2 protein-coding genes are annotated in these 18,146 nt (G+C 71.1%); both read left to right on the forward strand.

Translation table 11 applies throughout. The features are described from left to right. Positions 1-502 precede the first annotated feature (502 nt). A complete protein-coding gene (locus HZZ00_RS23535) occupies positions 503-8,896 on the forward strand; it encodes an SDR family NAD(P)-dependent oxidoreductase (protein WP_180328316.1) in 8,394 nt (2,797 codons plus the stop codon). Between the two features lie 14 nt (positions 8,897-8,910). Further along, on the forward strand, positions 8,911-18,111 hold the full coding sequence (locus HZZ00_RS23540; RefSeq protein WP_180328317.1) for a non-ribosomal peptide synthetase: 9,201 nt from the start codon (positions 8,911-8,913) through the stop codon (positions 18,109-18,111). Positions 18,112-18,146 lie beyond the last annotated feature (35 nt).

The raw sequence follows: 18,146 nt of genomic DNA on the forward strand, positions 1-18,146 counted from the left end.
GGTTGTCTCCTGTTGTTCGCTTGGGTATCAAGTATCCACTGTTTGACCGGATTTGACTTTACGTCAGCCACTGACTGCGGCACGCAACGATCACGCTGTGTTGATTGCGTCGGGTCTTGAACCAAGTTAGTGTCCTAACAGGATTGGCCGCGACGGAACGTCGATACGCAGTTCAGCGCGGAGGACTCGGCGCAGGAATCCTGCGACGGGACGAGTTCAAGCTCCAGATACTTTACGACGGAGCACCACGGGGGAGCGCAAGTGGCTTTGTTTAATTCGTAGCGGATTGTTCCGCTTTCTTTGGTGATCTTGCTGACCTATCGGGGTCGGCAAGCACACGTTTCGATTTCTTCTTTTCATCGCGCCGAGTCGCGGAATTGGCATGCCCGAAATTCCCATTCTGGCTTCGCGATCCGTATGAATGGCTGCCCTGTGGGCGGAGCCGGATTGCCCTGACGCCTCGACGCCGTGTCTGGACACCGACTTGCCGGGATGGACACCGATGACCGACTCGCCGACGTTCTCCGAGACTTTCACCGTCACCGCCGACAACCCTTTGCTGCACGGCCACGTCGTGCACGGGCGCAACGTGCTGCCCGGTGTCGGATACGTGGATCTCGTGCTGCAGGTCCTCGCGCGGCACGGCCGGGCCATGCGGGAGGTCGAGCTGCGGAATCTCACGATCCTCGCGCCGCTCGTCGTCGCGCCCGGCGACCCGGTCCTGGTCACCGTCGCGGGGCAGCCCGTCGCGGGCGGAGGGTGGCGGATCAAGGTCGGCAGCCGACGCCGGAACAAGGACGGCGACGAGGAGCTCCTGCACGCCTGGGTCACGGCGGCCGAGTGTGCCCCGACCGCCTTCCAGGAGCGGCTGGAGCTGCCCCTCACCGGTGCGGACCGGCTCACCACGCTCTTCGACCTCTACGCCTGGCTGCGGGGACGCGAACTGGTCCACTCCGGGCTGATGAAGATCGACGGGGAGATCCACCGGCGGGACCAGGACTGGGTCGCGGAGCTGGAACTGACCGCAGAGCAGCTCACGACGGCGGACCGGTTCCTCTTTCACCCGGCCCTGTTCGAGGCCGGACTGCTCAGCGGCAGCGTGGGCCTGCACATGTTGCACGAGGGGAGCGAGAGCGACCAGCTCTACCTGCCCCTGGTCTTCGAGTCGTTCCGCGCGGCCGGGCCGCTGGGTCGGCGCTGCTACGTCCGGGTCCCTGCTGGATCGGCCGACAGGGACGACGAACTCATGCGGCTGTCCGTGGAGTTCTACGACGAGACCGGGCTGAAGGTCGCCGAGGTCGGCCGGCTCACGGCGAAGCGGGTGCGGGCCGTGGCGGCCCTCGACGTCCGCGCCGAGCCGACCCCGCATGCCGCGACCACGGGCGCCGAGCCGAAGCCGGCGGTCGGCCCGTCTGCCGCCACGACCGTCGCCGCACAGGATGTCCTCGGCATCCTGCGGGAGTTGGTCGCGGCCCGGCTGGAGATACCGGTGGCGCAGGTCGACGTCGACGGTGGCTTCTACGATCTCGGGCTCGGGTCGGCGGACCTCGTGTCCATCGTCCCCGAGCTGGAGGAGCGGTTGTCGCTGCCGCTCTCTCCGACCATCATGTTCGAGCACAGGTCGATCGCACTGCTGGCGGCCGCGCTGCGCGAGGAACTCGCGGCGGCCGGCCTCGGACAGCCGGACACCGCCGCCCCCGAGGCGCCGGCCGTGACCCGAGCGGCGCTGGTGGACGAGGTGTCGGCCCTGCTGAGGGTGCCGGCCGGTGAGGTGCGCCCGGACAGCGAGTTTCGCGAGTTCGGGTTCGACCGAACCGGTCTCGCCAGGCTGGTGGTCCGGCTGAACGAACGCTTCGGACTGGCTCTCACGCCCGCCGTCGTCACCGAGTACCCGACCGTGCAGGCCCTGGCCGAGTACCTCGCCGCGGCCGGGCACGAGTCGGCCCCGGCCTCGACCGGTCCGGCGCGGGAATCGGCGGACCGCCCGCATCCGCTGCTCCAGCGTGAGCTCCGCGACGGTGCCGCGGTCGCCTACCTGACCCGTTTCGACGGCAGCGAGCCGTTCCTGCGGGACCACCAGGTGGGCGGCTCCCGGGTACTGCCCGCCGTGGTGCAACTGGAACTGGCGCGGGCGGCGGTTCAGGGCGCACTCGGCCGGCGGCACCCCGGCCGGGTACGGCTGGACGACATCGTCTGGCTGCGGCAGGCGAGCTGCGGCCAGGACGGACTGGAACTGCGGGTGGACGTACGGCCGTTGGCCGGTGACAGCTGGGACTACTCGATCCAGTACCTGGGTGCCGACGGTGCGTTCGTGCTCTGCAGCCAGGGCCGTGCGAGCCTGTCGGAGGACGGCGACCGCGACCTGCCGCGGTTGGACGAACTGCGCGCGGCCTGTACGGAGCAGGTGATTCCCGCCACGGACCTCTACCAGCTCTACGAGCGCGTGGGTATGGACTACGGCCCCGCGCAGCGGTCCCTGGTGACCGTGGGCCTCGGCACCGACGAGAGCGGACGGCCTCAGGCACTGGCAGAGCTGAGGCGGCCCGCGGCCGCGGACGGGTCGGACGACTGGCTGCTTCACCCGAGCATCCTCGACGGCGCACTGCAGGCCATCGTCGGTCTGCGGCTGAACAGCGGTCAGGAGGCGCGTCCCGCACTGCCCTTCGCCGTGCGACACGTGGAGTGCGCCGCCACCACTCCGGTGACGGCATACGCCTGGATCAGGCACCAGGGCGCAGGCGACCCCGACTCTCCGAAGGCCCGGGTGGACGTCACCGTGTTCGATCAGGAAGGCCGGGTGTGCGCGGACCTGACCGGTCTCAGCACCCGGATCCTCGGAGACGCCCCACAGCCCGCGCCCGCGCCTGTGCCCGCTGCCGAGAGCGTCGGCAACGACATCGCCATCGTCGGCATCAGTGGCCGCTACCCGGAGGCGGAGGATCTGGACGAGTTCTGGCAGAACCTCCGTTCCGGGCGCGACTGCATCCGGGAGGTTCCGGCGGAGCGCTGGGACCACCGCCGGTACGCGGATGTCGAAGGCTCCTCCTCGGGCCGATGGGGCGGGTTCATCGACGGCATCGACCGCTTCGACTCGCTGTTCTTCCAGATCTCGCCGCACGAGGCGGAGCTCCTCGATCCCCAGGAACGTGTCTTCGTCGAGTGCGCCCACCATGCGCTGGAGGACGCCGGATACACCGGCGAACTGCTCGCACGGGCCGCGGCCGAACCGGGCGGCAGAGCCGCGGCCGTCGCGCCGCCCGGCAAGGTGGGCGTCTTCGTCGGCGCCATGTACCAGGAGTACCAGCTCTACGGCGCACAGGCGCAGGAGCGCGGTCAGGCGGTCACGCTCTCGAGCAGCGCCTCCGGCATCGCCAACCGGGTGTCGTACAGCTACGGCTTCACCGGCCCGAGCATGACCGTGGACACCATGTGCTCGTCGTCGCTGACGGCCATCCATCTGGCCTGCGAGGCGATCAAGAGCGGCCAGTGCGAGATGGCACTCGCCGGCGGGGTGAACCTCCACTCGCACCCGAACAAATTTCTGATGCTCAGTCAGCGCCGCTACCTGTCCGCCGACGGGCGCTGCCGCAGCTTCGGTGAGGGCGGCACCGGCTATGTGCCAGGCGAAGGCGTCGGCGTGCTGGTGCTCAAGTCCCTCGCACGGGCGATCGCCGACGGCGACCACGTCTACGGAGTGATCAAGGGGACCGCCCTGGGCCACGGCGGCAGGGCCCCCGGCTACTCGGTGCCCTCGCCGGCGGCGCAAGGCGAGGTCATCACCGAGGCGCTCACGGCCGCGGGCGTCGACCCGCGCTCGGTCAGCTACCTGGAGGCGCACGGCACCGGGACGTCTCTGGGCGACCCGCTGGAGATCAAGGGCCTGACCAAGGCATTCCAGGCCGAGGGCGGTCCGCCGCTGCGGATCGCGGTGGGCTCGGTCAAGTCGAACATCGGACACTGCGAGGGCGCCGCCGGCATCGCCGGCGTCACCAAGGTGCTGCTGCAACTCCAGCACGGGGAACTGGTGCCGAGCCTGCACTCCGGCACCCTCAACCCGCACATCGACTTCGACCGCGCACCGGTCCGAGTGCAGCGGGAGCTGGCACCGTGGCCCCGCCCGACTCTGGAGATCGACGGGGAGCGGCGAACGTTCCCGCGGATCGCGGGTGTGTCCGCGTTCGGCGCGGGCGGCTCGAACGCCCATGTCGTCATCGCCGAATTCCGGCCGGAGCAGCGCGACTCCCGCCCGGCGCCACCCGCCCCGGCCGGCCGGCCCGCACTGCTGGTGCTCTCCGCCCAGAGCGAAGGCCAACTCGTGCAGCAGGCCGAGCGGTTGTCCGCACGGCTGGCGCAGCTCGCCGAGACCGACCTCCCCGACGTCGCCTGGACCCTGCAGATCGGTCGGATGACGTTGGACGAGCGACTCGCTTTCGCTGCGACCTCACTGGCCGACGCCAGGGCACAGCTGGCGGCGTTCGCCGCCGACCCGCAGCGGCCGGGCAGTTGGCTGCGCGGCACCGCCCACCCCGGCCGACGGGCGCCGGACGCGACGGCCGAACAGGCGCTCCGTGGGGCCGCGGCCGACTGGACCGACCGTGGCGAGTACGACGCACTGCTGCGCCTGTGGGTCGACGGCGCCACGGTCGACTGGGAGACCGTCTACCCGACGGCCGTGCCCGCGCGGCGGATCTCCCTGCCCGGTTACCCCTTCGCCCGTGACCGCTGCTGGTACGACCTGGACCTCGGTGACGAGGCGGCGGAGCCGCTCCCTCCCGTGGCGGACCTCGGCGTTGTTCGGGAGCAGGCGACCGCCGAGGCGGCCGCGCCCGTGTCGGTCCCGGAATCCGACGGGGCGGCGGAGCCCGGGGAGATGTTGTTGCTGCGGCCTGGTTGGGTCGCGCGGGAGGGCGAGCCCGCGGGTGGTGCGGGCGAGTTCGCCGGGCGTCATGTCGTGGTGCTCGGTCGGCTGGGTGCCGGGGAGCGTGAGGGGTTGCGGGCCGGGTTGCCCGTGGGCGTGTCCTGTGACTTCGTGGAGGTCGGGGAGGGTCGGCTGGAGGGGCTGTACGGCGAGGTCGTGCGGCGGGTGTTCACGCTGTTGCGGGAGGTCCTGCTCGGTGGTGTGCGGCGTCCGGTGCTGGTGCAGGTGGTGCTGGTCGGGGCTGTCGGCACGGACAGCGAGCGTGAGCGGCTGGCCTGTCTGGGCGGGGTGGCCGGTCTGCTGAAGAGCGCCCGTCAGGAGAATCCGTTCCTGCGCGCGCAGTACGTCGAGTGTCTCGACGGGGTGCCGGTGTCCGTCGTGGCGGGCCGGCTCGAGCACGAAGCAGCGCTGGACACGGAGCCGGAGGTGCGTTACCGCGACGGCCGTCGCCTGGTGGCCCGGTCGGCCCGGAAGGCTCTGGCGGATGTGGGCAGTGGCGCCTCGCCGTGGGAGGAAGGCGGCGTTTACCTGATCACCGGAGGCGCCGGAGGGCTGGGCCGGATCGTGGCGGCGGAGATCGCCGCCTCGGTGGGCCACGCCACCGTGGTCCTGACCGGCCGGTCGCCGCTGGACGAGCACAAGCTGCGCGAGCTGAACGCCCTGCGCGCCCGCGGCCTCGTGGTCGACTACCGACAGGCTGACGTGGCCGACCGGGAAGCGGTGGCCCGGTTGTTCGACGACATCGCGGACAGTCACGGGCCGTTGACGGGCATCGTGCACAGCGCGGGTGTGGTCGCCGACAACTATCTGATCCGCAAGGATCCCGAGGAGCTGGCCCGGGTGCTGGCGCCGAAGGTGCAAGGCCTGGTCAACCTCGATGAACTCAGCCGCGAGCTGCCGCTGAAGTCCTTCGTCTGCTTCTCCTCCGTCACCGGCGCGTTCGGCAACGCCGGCCAGGGTGACTACGCCGCCGCCAACGCCTTCATGGACGCCTACGCCGCCTACCGCGACCAGCTCGTCCGGGCCGGTGTGCGCAGCGGAACCACGGTCTGCGTCAACTGGCCGCTCTGGGACGAGGGCGGCATCGGCGGCCGGGCCGTACGCGACCGCCTGCGCACCCTCGGCCTGGCCCCCCTGGACACCCCCCGCGGCCTGACCGCCCTCCGGCACGCCATGACCCCGGAGAACACCAGCACCACCCGGAGCACCCTCACCGTCCTGGTGGGCAGCCCCGATGCCCTCGCCGCCTTCCCCGTGACCGACGAATCCCAGCAAGCGCCCATCGAACGGAGTGAGATGCCGGAACACGACACCGCCCAGTCGCTGGAGGACCCAGCGGTGGACCACCTGCGGCGGCTGCTGGCCGGAGCGCTCAAGCTCGCCCCCGAACGGCTGTCCCCGGAGGCCCCGCTGGAGCGCTACGGCATGGACTCGGTCATCGCGGTCAGCGTGATCGCAGAGCTGGAGAAGACCTTCGGGCCGCTGCCCCGGACCCTCCTGTTCGAGGTCGAGACCGTCCGCGAGCTGGCCCGCTATCTGGCCGCCGACCACCCGCAGGCACTGCGCGCGCTGCTCGGCGAGCCGGCCGCGCCCCGCCCGTCCGCGCTGCCGGAGCCGTCGGCACCGGCACCGATACCGGCACCGGTACCGGCGGAGCGCGTCGCATACGCAGAAGACGCGGAAGACATCGAGCGCCGGCCCTGCCGTGAGGAGGACATCGCCGTCATCGGCGTCACCGGGCGCTACCCGCAGGCCGAGGACCTCGAAGCGCTATGGGCGAACCTGCGTGCGGGCAAGGACTGCGTCACCGAACCGCCGGCGGACCGCTGGGACGGAACCACCGGCGCCTGGGGCGGCTTCCTCGACGGGATCGACCGGTTCGACTCGCTGTTCTTCGGGATCTCGCCGCGCGAGGCCGCGGCGATGGACCCGCAGCAGCGGCTGATGCTGGAAACCGTGTGGCAGCTGCTGGAGCAGAGCGGCGTGACCCAGGACACCGTCGAGCGGCGCTACCGGCGGCGTGTCGGTGTCTACGTCGGGGCGGCGTACCAGCTGCACCGGGCGGACGAGTCGGACCCCGCGCTGGCCGCGGTCACCGAGGCGACCTCGTACAGCATGATCGCCAACCGGGTGTCGCAGTTCTTCGGCTTCGAGGGCCCCAGCCTCGCCCTGGACAGCATGTGCACATCCTCGACCCTGGCCGTCCACCTCGCCTGCGCCGATCTGCAGCGCGGCGAGAGCGAACTGGCCGTCGCGGCAGGCATCAACCTCACCGTGCACCCGGCCAAGTACCGGGCGCTGGCCGAGATGCAGCTGCTCGGCAGCCACCCCGGCAGCCGCAGCTTCCGCGACGGTGACGGCTTCCTGCCCTCCGAGGGCGTCGGCGCCGTACTGCTCAAGCCGCTGTCCGCCGCACTGCGCGACGGCGACACCGTGCACGCCGTCATCAAGGGCACCGCCTCCTTGCACAGCGGCCGTTCCAACGGCTTCATGAAGCCCAGCTACCAAGCGCAAGTCAGTGTCATGCGACGGGCGTTGGAGAAGGCCGAGGTGGAGGCCGACACCATCGGCTACGTCGAGGCGGCGGCCAACGGCACCCCGCTCTCCGACGAGGTCGAGCTGCGTGCCCTGCGCGAAGTCTTCCGCGGGGTGAGCGAGCCGGTCGCGCTGGGCAGCGTGAAGTCCAACCTCGGCCACCCCGAGGCGGTCTCCGGCATAGCCCAACTGACCAAGGTGATTCTGCAATTGCGTCACCAGGAGCTCGCGCCGTTGGTGGCGGCCGGAGCCCCGAACCCGAACCTGGACTTCGAGGGCACCGCGCTGAGACTGTGCGAGGAGCAGGAGACCTGGCAGACGCGCGCCACGACGGCCCGGCAGGGTGCCCCCGCTCCGCGCCGGGCGCTGATCAACTCGGTGGCCGCGGGCGGCAGCCTGGCCAGCCTGGTGGTCGAGGCGCCGCCGGCGGTCGAGGCGCCCGCGGCAGATCCCGACGAGGTCGGCCCCCATCTGGTGTTGCTGTCCGCCAGGACACCGCAGCGGCTGCGGATCGCGGCAGAACGGCTGCACGCCTACCTGGAGGCCGACAGCGAGGTGAGCCTGGCCGACGTCGCGTACACCTCGCAGCTGGGCCGCGAGGCGCAGCCGGAGCGGCTCGCCGTAGTGGCCGACTCCGTGGCCCAGCTGCGGCAGGCCCTGACCCGCTACCTGGCCGAGGGCTCCGCGGACGCGGCCGCCGCAGCCGGGGGCGGCCCGTCGGCCGCACCGTTCCACCTCGGCAATGCCGAGCAGGGGGCGGGGCCGTTGGGCAGCGTCCTGACCGGTCCGTCGGGCGAGGCGTTCCTCGCCGGTCTGGTCTCCGACCGCAACCACGAGCACATCGCCGAGATGTGGGTCCGCGGCATCGACATCCCCTGGCAGGGTCTGCACCGGGCACCTCGCCGGGTGGTATCGCTGCCGCCGACGTGGTTCGAACCGGCGCGGCACTGGGTCGGCCGACCGGCCGGCCTCCGTGCCCCGGCGACAGCCGAGGCGCTGACGGAACGTCCGGTCACCGCGGAGGCCGACCAGCCCGGCGAGCCCGCGCCCGCCCGGCCCGGCGAGAACGGCGCCGCCGGTACCAAGCAGCCGCCCGCCCGCGCGCTCACCGACACCGAGCGGTTCCTGGTCGAGTCCTGGTCGGAGCTGCTGCAGATCGACGCCGAACTGATCGACGACAGCAGCGACTTCCTCACTCTCGGCGGCAACTCACTGCTGGCCACCCGCCTGATGAACCTGGTGAAGGAGCGGACCGGGATGGAGTTGCCCGGCCACGTGGTCTTCGCCGCGTCGCGGCTGTCCGAGTTGGCAACCACGCTGGAGGCCTACATCCCGGCCTCGGCGGACGCGTTCGCGGCAGAGCAGTCGATCGCCGACCAGATAGCCCTGGTCGAGAACATGAGCGCCGATGAGCTGGACGCGCTCTTGGACAGCGGGAACTGAGGAGAAGGACGACGATGACCGCCCCCAATCAGGAACACGGCGGGCTTGAGTTGGTCCAGCGGTTCAGGACCCTCTCGCCCAAGCAGCAGCGCGCGGTGCGGGCGCTGCTCATCAAGCAGGGTGTCGACCCGTCGCTGCTGGACGTCATCCCGCAGGTGCCCCGGTCGGCCGACGACCTGTCCCCGTTGTCGTCCACTCAGCAGCGCCTGTGGTTCCTCGCGCAGCTGGACGGGCCGAGCGCGGCGGCCGCCTACAACCTGCCGGGCGCGACCCGCCTGCGGGGACCACTGGACGTGCCCGCACTTGTCCGGGCGCTGGACGCCGTGGTGCAGCGGCACGAGGCCGCCCGGACCCGGTTCGTGGTCAAGGACGGCGTGCCGTATCAACGGTTCGGCGACGGCACGGAGTTCACGCTCCGCACGGAGGAGCTGGCGGACCCCGAACTGCTGCCGCTGCTGATGGAGCGTGAGGCGACCACGCCGTTCGACCTGGAACGCGATCCGCTCATCCGGGCCCGCCTGCTGCGCATCTCCGAGCAGGAGCACGTCCTACTGGTCACCATGCACCACACCGTGTGTGATGGCTGGTCGTACCGCGTCATCAACCGCGACCTCGCGCTGGTCTACGAGGCATTCCTCGAGGGCCGGCCGAACCCGTTGAAGCCGCTGCCCATCCAGTACGCCGACTTCGCGCACTGGCAGCAGGAGTGGTTCACCAGCGAAGAGTACGCGCGGGGGCTGGAGTACTGGACGCGGCAGCTCGCCGGGGTCAACCCGAGGCTGTCGCTGCCGACCGACCGCCCCCGCCCGCCGGTGAAGACCTACAACGGGGCCCGCGAGGCGTTCCGCTGCCCTCCCGAGCTCGTCGACAAGCTGCGGGCCGTCGCCACGCAGCACGGGGCCACGCTCTACATGATCCTGTTGGCGGCCTACAACGTGGTGCTGCACCGCTACACGCAGCAGACGGACATCGCCGTCGGCACGGTGGTCGCGAACCGCAACCGCGCCGAGGTGGAGGAGATCGTCGGCTATTTCGCCAACACCTTGGTGATCCGCACCGATCTGACGGACGACCCGACCTTCACCGAGCTGCTCGCCCAGGTGCGCAAGACCACCGTGGCGGCGTACGACTACCAGAACATCCCGTTCGAAGCGGTGGTGGACGCACTGCAGTTGGAGCGCGACCTCAGCCAGCACTCCCCCGCCTTTCAGACGATGTTCGTGCTGCAGGAGGCGCAGGCGGAGACGGTGACCAGGGTGGGCGGCCTTGAACTGCGCCTCCTCGACATCGAGGTCCCGGTCGCCAAATTCGATCTCACCTTCGAGCTCCAGGAGACCCCGGACGGGCTGGTCGGAACACTCGAGTACAACACCGACCTGTTCGACCGGGAGACGGTCCAGCGCCTGGTCCACCACTACACCACGATGCTCGACACCGTGGCGGAGGAGCCTGCGGGGCGGATCTCTCGCCTGCGGATGCTCGATCAGGCCGAGCGCCGCCGGGCGCTGCTGGAGTGGAACGAGCTCCCGCCGGACGTGGAGTCGGCCGAGCGGTGCCTGCACCAGTGGTTCGAGGAGACGGCGTCGGCGACGCCCGATGCGGTCGCGGTGACGTACGGCGAAGTGTCCCTGACCTATGCGGAGCTGAACGCACACGCTAACCGACTGGCGCGACACTTGCGGCGGTTGGGAGTGGCCCCGGGTGACCTGGTCGCGCTGTGCCTGCCGCGCACCGAGCAGATCCTGGTGAGCGTGCTGGCGGTGCTGAAGGCGGGGGGCGCGTACCTCCCGCTGGACCCGGCGGTTCCGGCGGAGCGACTGGAGTACGTGCTCGGCGACGCCGCGCCGCGGGTGCTCCTGGTGGACGGCGCGGTGCCCGAGGGCGTCGCGTGGTCGGCGGGACCGGTGATCGATGTGCGGGCGGATGCCGGGCAGTGGGCCGACGAGTCGGTCGACGACCTGGTGGCGGGCGAGGTGGGGGCGTCGCCCTCCGACCTGGCGTACGTGATCTACACCTCGGGGTCGACCGGTCGGCCCAAGGGCGTGATGATCGAGCACCGGAACGTGTCGCGGCTGCTCACGGCGACCCGGCAGTGGTTCGGTTTCGGTCCCGATGACGTGTGGCCGCTGTTCCACTCCTTCGCCTTCGACGTCTCGGTCTGGGAGATGTGGGGTGCGCTGCTGCACGGCGGCCGCCTGGTGGTCGTGCCGCAGGCCGTCACCCGCAACCCGCGCGAGTTCTACGAACTGCTGTGCTCGACCGGGGTGACGGTGCTGAACCAGACCCCCAGCGCGTTCCAGCAGCTGATCCCGGTGCAGGGCGAGGACGGCACGCCGCACCGGATCCGCGTGGTGGTGTTCGCGGGTGAGGCGCTGGACGTGGCGGCGCTCGCACCGTGGCTGCGGCGCCCGGCCAACCGCGGCACGCGGCTGGTCAACATGTACGGGACCACCGAGACGACCGTCCACGCCACGTATCGCGTGGTGACCGAGGACGACCTCGCCAGTGCGGCGAGCCCGATCGGACAGCGGATCCCCGACCTGCGCACCTACGTCCTCGACGGGCACGGCGAGCCGGTCCCGGTCGGCGCCGTCGGCGAGATCTACCTGGGCGGCGCCGGCGTCGGGCGCGGCTACCTGAACCGTCCGGAGCTGACCCGCGAGCGGTTCCAGCCCGACCCGTTCAGCGACCGTCCGGGCGAACGCATGTACCGCACCGGCGACCTGGCCCGGCAACTGCCCGACGGCTCACTGGAGTACCAGGGCCGCAACGACGACCAGGTCAAGATCCGCGGCTTCCGGATCGAACTCGGCGAGATCGAAGCCGTCGTCGGCCGGCACCCCGGCGTGCGCTCCTGCGTGGTCACGGCTCGGGAGGACCAGCCGGGCAACAAGCAGCTGGTCGCCTACGTGGTCCTGACGGGCGAGCAGGACGAGTCGGAGCAGCGCACCGAATTGCGCCGGCTCGCCGAACGCGCGCTTCCGGAGTACATGGTCCCCAGCGCCTTCGTCATGCTGGAGAGCCTGCCGCTCACCAACAACGGCAAGCTCGACCGCAGGGCCCTGCCGGCTCCCGGGATCGACGCGTACACCCAGCGGGAGTACGTCGCGCCGAGCACCACCACCGAGCGGGCGCTGGCCGCACTCTGGGCGGACCTGCTGGGCTTCGAGGAAGCCCGGGTCAGCGCGCACGACAACTTCTTCCAGCTCGGTGGCCACTCACTGCTCATCACGGTGTTGGTGGCCAGGCTCAAGGAGCTCGGCTACGACGTCCCGGTCCGCAGCGTGTTCAGCAGTCCGACACTGGCCCGGCTGGCGACGGAGATCGACGCCGGTCCGACGGGCCCGGAGTACCGGACGCCGCCCAACCTGATCCCCGACGGCTGCGAGCGGATCACCCCGGACATGCTCCCGCTGGTCGACCTGAGCCAGCAGCAGATCGACTCGATCGCGGCCACCGTCCCCGGCGGCGCGCCCAACATCCAGGACATCTACCCCCTGGCCTCCGCGCAAGAGGGCATCCTCTTCCACCACCTGCTCGACCCGGACAACGACCCCTACCTGGTCTCCCTGCTCCTGGTCGCCGAGAACGAGCAGGTGTGCGCCCGGTTCACCCGGGCGCTGCAGAAGCTGATCGACCGTCACGACGTGATGCGCACGGCGGTGATCACCACCGGACTCCCCGAGCCCACACAGGTCGTGTACCGCAACGCCCGGCTGACCGTGGAGCGGACCGTCCTCGATCCGCGCTCGGACATCGAACAGCAGGTGGACACCCTGCTGAACCAGCCCGCGCGGATGCGGGTCGACCAGGCTCCCATGCTGCGGCTGCTGGTCGCCGAGGACCCGCACGCCGACCGCCGGTATCTGCTGCTGAGCGCGCATCACCTCGTCGAGGACGCCACCACCCTGTGGCTGTTCCTCAAGGAGATGGCGGTCCACATGGCCGACCGCACCGCGGAGCTGGCGCCCGCGCCGCCGTACCGCGACTTCGTCGCCCACAGCCTGCACCAGACGGCGTCGGCGGACGGGGAGGCCTACTTCCGGGACGTCCTCGGTGACGTCACCGAGCCGACCACACCGTTCGGGCTGACCAACGTGCGCGGGGACGGGCACCAGTACCCGCAGCTGCGCCGGGCCATGCCGGCGGACCTGGCGCGTGACCTGCGGGCCCAGGCGATGCGACTGCGAACCAGCCCGGCCTGTCTGTTCCACGTCGCCTGGGCCCGTGTCGTGGCCGCCGCGACCGGGCGGGACGATGTCGTGCTCGGCACCGTGCTGTCCGGACGCCTTCAAGGCGTGCCCGGGGTGGAGCGGATGCTGGGCAACTTCATCAACACCCTCCCGCTGCGCGTGCGGCTGGCCGGACGGACGGTCCGGGAGCTGATCAGCGAGGTCGACAGCGGCCTCCGGGAGCTGATAGCCCGTGAGCAGAGCCCGCTGAGCCTGGCGCAACGGTGCAGCGGCCTGGCCGTCGACACGCAGCTCTTCAGCGCGGTGGTCAACGTCCGGCACTTCGACGGGGTGCCGGGCGCCGAGACCTCCCCCCTGGAGGACCAGGGCATTCACTGGCAGGGGGAGGCGGACGCGATCAACTACCCCCTGGTGTTGTCGCTGGACGACTTCGGAGCCGAATTCGCGTACCACGTCCGAGCCGATGACTCGGTGGACTGCGAAAGGCTGGTCGACCACGTCGAGACGGCGTTGTCCGAGATCGTCGCCGCCCTTGCCGCCGACGACGGCGCGAGCACCCTCGCGCTCGACGTCGCGGTGCTGTCCGCGGCCGAGCGCCGCCGGGTGCTGACCGACTGGAACCGGTCACCGGCGGACCTGGCCGCCCCGGCCCACTGCCTGCACGAGTGGTTCCAGGAGGTGGCCGCGAGGACCCCCGACGCGGTCGCGCTCGAGTACGAGGACCGCACGCTCACCTACGGCGAGCTGAACGCTCAGGCGAACCGGCTCGCCCGGCACCTGCGCGGGCTCGGCGTCCGCCGCGACGTGCTGGTGGCGCTGGCGCTGCCTCGCAGCGAGCAGCTGATGGTGTGTGTGCTGGCGGTTCTGAAGGCGGGGGGCGCGTATGTGCCGGTCGACCCGGCGGTCCCCGTGGAGCGGCTGCGCCACATCCTCGATGACAGTCGGCCGCGGGTCCTGCTGACGGACGGGCCGCCGCCCGAGGGCCTGGACACCTCCGGGGTTCCGGTGGTGGACATCCGGGCCGATGCCGAGCGCTGGGCGGACGAGCCGGACGGCGACCCGACCGATACCGGGTCGGCGCCGACGGACCTCGCGTACGTGATCTACACCTCGGGATCGACCGGCCTGCCCAAGGGCGTGCTGGTGGAACACCGCAACGTGACCCGGCTGTTCACCTCCACCGAGGACTGGTTCGGCTTCGGCCCCGAGGACGTGTGGACGTTGTTCCACTCCTTCGCCTTCGACTTCTCGGTCTGGGAGATGTGGGGTGCGCTGCTGTACGGCGGCCGTCTGGTGGTCGTACCGCAGACCGTCACCCGCAACCCGCGCGAGTTCTACGAACTGCTGTGCTCGGCCGGGGTGACGGTGCTGAACCAGACCCCCAGCGCGTTCCAGCAGCTGACCCTCGCGCAGGGCGAGGACGGCACGCCGCACCGGATCCGCGTGGTGGTGTTCGGCGGTGAGGCGCTGGACGTGACGGCGCTCGCGCCGTGGCTGGGGCGCCCGGCCAACCGCGACACCCGGCTGGTCAACATGTACGGGATCACCGAGACGACCGTGCACGTGACCTACCACGTGGTGACCGAGGACGACCTCGCCGGTACGGCGAGCCCGATCGGACAGCGGATCCCCGACCTGCGCACCTACGTCCTCGACGGGCACGGCGAACCGGTCCCGGCCGGCGCCGTCGGCGAGCTGTACGTGGGCGGCGCGGGTGTGGCCCGCGGCTATCTGAACCGTCCGGAGCTGACCCGCGAGCGGTTCCGGCCCGACCCGTTCAGCGACCGTCCGGGCGAACGCATGTACCGCACCGGCGACCTGGCCCGGCAACTGCCCGACGGCTCACTGGAGTACCAGGGCCGCAACGACGACCAGGTCAAGATCCGCGGCTTCCGGATCGAACTCGGCGAGATCGAAGCCGTCGTCGGCCGGCACCGGGCGGTGGCGCAGAGCGTCGTCCTGCCGCAGGAGTCCGGCGACGGTCGCACCCTGGTCGGGTACGTGTGCCCGAGCCCCGAGTGGCTCGACGAGGTCGCCCAGGAGCAGAACGCCGCCCTGGTCGAGCAGTGGCGGCATGTCTTCGAGGACGAGTACACCGGGTCGCTGGACTCGGCCGCGGCCGACGATCTCAACCTGGCCGGCTGGGAGGACAGTTACACGGGCGGATCCATCGCCGAGTCCGACATGCGCGAGTGGATCGACGGCACGGTCCGGTTGATCGAGGACCTGCGGCCCAAGCGGCTGCTCGAGATCGGCTGCGGCACCGGGCTGCTGCTGTTCCGCTATGCCGGTGCCTGCGACGAGGTGCACGCCGTCGACCTGTCCGCCGCCGCGCTCGATGACGTCCGCAGCGGTGTGAAGCGCCGCGGCTGGTCGCACGTCACGCTGGCCCAGGGGGACGCGCTGTCGGCGGCGGCACTGCCCGAGGGCAGGTTCGACACCATCGTGATCAACTCGGTGGTCCAGTACTTCCCGAACAAGCGCTACCTGGAGGAGGCCATCGCCCGGCTGCTGCCGCTTCTGGCGGACGGCGGCCGGATCCTGATCGGTGACGTCCGCAACCTGGACCTGCTCTCGGCCCACCTGGGCGCGGTGGAGCGGAGCAGGTCCGGGTCGGGCATCGCGGCCGCGGCGCTTGCCGCGCAACTGCGCCGCCGCCGGCGGCATGAGAGCGAGCTGCTCCTCAGCCCCACCTACTTCGCCCGGCTGAACGAGCGGTTCCCCGAGCTCGGGTCCGTCGACCTCATGGTCAAGCGCGGGGTGGGCGACAACGAGATGCTCGCCTACCGCTACGACGTGGTGCTGACCAAGTCGGCCGTCCTGGCTGCCGAGCCGCTCCCCTGGCTGGAAGCCGCCGACCTGGGAGCGCTGCGCGACCTGCTGGACGGGGAACTCCCCGACCGGTTCGGGGTCTTCGGTCTGACGAATCCCCGGATCAGGGAGGACGTGCGGGTCGCCGAGGGGGTGACGGTCTGGTCGCCCGGTCACGAGGTGGCACCGCTGCCCGGCGGGGCCCGGCTGTCCGCGGCGGCCGCCGAGGAGGTGCGGGAGCTGGAAGCGCTGCTGCGCCATGCCGAGGAGCTCGGCTACCGGGTGTCGGCCACCTGGTCGCAGAGCCGCCTCGACGGCCTTGACCTGGTTCTCGGCCGCGGCGAGCTGCCCAGGGTGCTGGCCCGGGACGGCTACCGCGCTCCGCAGTCGGCGAACGTGCCGCGCCTCGCCGACCTGGTGCCCGCCATGGCCAAGGTGCTCCGTGAGCACCTGTCCGCCCGGCTGCCGGAGTACATGGTGCCCAGCGCCTTCGTGCTCCTCGAAGAGCTCCCGCTGACCCCCAACGGAAAGCTCGACAAGCGGGCCCTCCCCGCCCCGGACGAGAACGCCGTGGCCAAGGAAACGTACGTCGAGCCGCGCACCGAGGCCCAGCGGACGCTGTGCCGGATGCTGGAGAGCACATTGGGGGTGGACCGGATCGGCATCAAGGACAACTACTTCGCGCTGGGCGGGGACTCCCTGCTGGCGGTCCGGCTCGCCATGCGCCTCCGGCAGGAGACCGGCATGGACATCTCGCTCCAGGCGGTCCTCGCCAGCTCCACCGTCGAGGAGATGGCCGCAGCGCTGGTGGAGTCCACCTCGGAAGGCGCCCGGGAACGCGAGCCACTGCTGCCGGCCGCCGCCGAGCGGACCGGTGGTCCGGCCCCGCTCTCGCTCCAGCAGCGGGAGTTGTGGTTCCTGGACCGGCCGGAGCATCTGGGCACGGCGTACCGCAACGCCCAACTGGCCCTGCGGATCACCGGCCCGCTCGACCGTGGCGCCTACGCCCGTAGCGTCCGGGCCCTGGTCGAGCGCCATTCCATCCTGCGCACCGTGTACGTCCACCGCGACGGCGAGGTCCTCCAGCAGGTGACCGACGGCACCGACATCGCCGTCAACGTCATGAAGGTCCGGGACCTCGACGCCGTCACCGAGTGGCTCCGGGCCGAGCGAGCGCGTCCGTTCGCGATGGGCGACCGGCCGATGCTCCGTGCGCATCTGCTGGTGCTGTCCGAGAACGAGCACGTCATCGTCTTCACCAGGCCGTGGGGCGTCTTCGACGGATGGTCGGTGAACCTCCTGCTGACGGACCTGTTCGAGATCTACGGCGCGTTCACCAAGGGCGAGGAGCCTCGGACGGCGCCCCTTCGGCCCGACTACGCCGACTTCGCCCGCTGGCAGAGCCGCGCGGTGGACGCGGCGGAGCTCGCCCGGCAGGAGGAGTACTGGCGGCAGCGGCTCGCCGGACTGCCCGCCTCCATGGCGCTGCGTACCGACTACCCGCGGGGCCCGGTCAGGTCGTACCAGGGCGCGTCGGTGGAGTTCGACCTCCCGCACGACCTGCTCACCCGGATCCGAGCGCTGAGCCGGCAGAAGGACGCCACGCTGTACATGGCCCTGCTGTCCGCGTACGCCGTCCTGCTGAGCGGCTACACCTGGGACCATGAGCTGGCGATCAGCACACCGGTCGCCAACCGCCCGACGCCGGAGCTGGAACAGGTCGTCGGGATGTTCGTCAGCGAGCTCGTGATGCGGCTGGACGTGACCCGGGAGCAGGCGTTCACCGCTGTGCTGGCCCAGGCCAAGCAGGCCATGGTCGAGGGGCAGCAGCACAAGGACCTGCCGCGCGCCGACCTTGTCCGTGCCCTGGTGCCGGAGCCGGACCCGGCCCGTCCGCCACTGGCCCAGGTGATGTTCAACCTGCTTCCGCGGGCGGCGTCCGCGAAGGACGGTGCGGTCGGGGCGGCGGATCTCCAGGTGACCCAGCTGCGAACCGACCCGGGCCCGGCGATGTTCGACCTCGCCCTGACCGCCGTCGAGACCGACTCCGGCCTGCACTGCTCCCTGGCGTACAGCACTGATCTGTTCGCGCGGGATACGGCCGAGCGCATGGCGCTGTGCTACGAGCGCCTGCTCGGCGAGATCGCGGCGGCTCCGGGAGCTGCCCTGGATGCGCTGCGGGCCGGCGCCGGCCTGCCCGAAGTGCTCTGAACCAGCTGTTGTCGCAGTCGGCTCCCGCACCGAGC

This window comes from Streptomyces sp. NEAU-sy36, assembly GCF_013423905.1.
Taxonomy (GTDB): domain Bacteria; phylum Actinomycetota; class Actinomycetes; order Streptomycetales; family Streptomycetaceae; genus Streptomyces; species Streptomyces misionensis.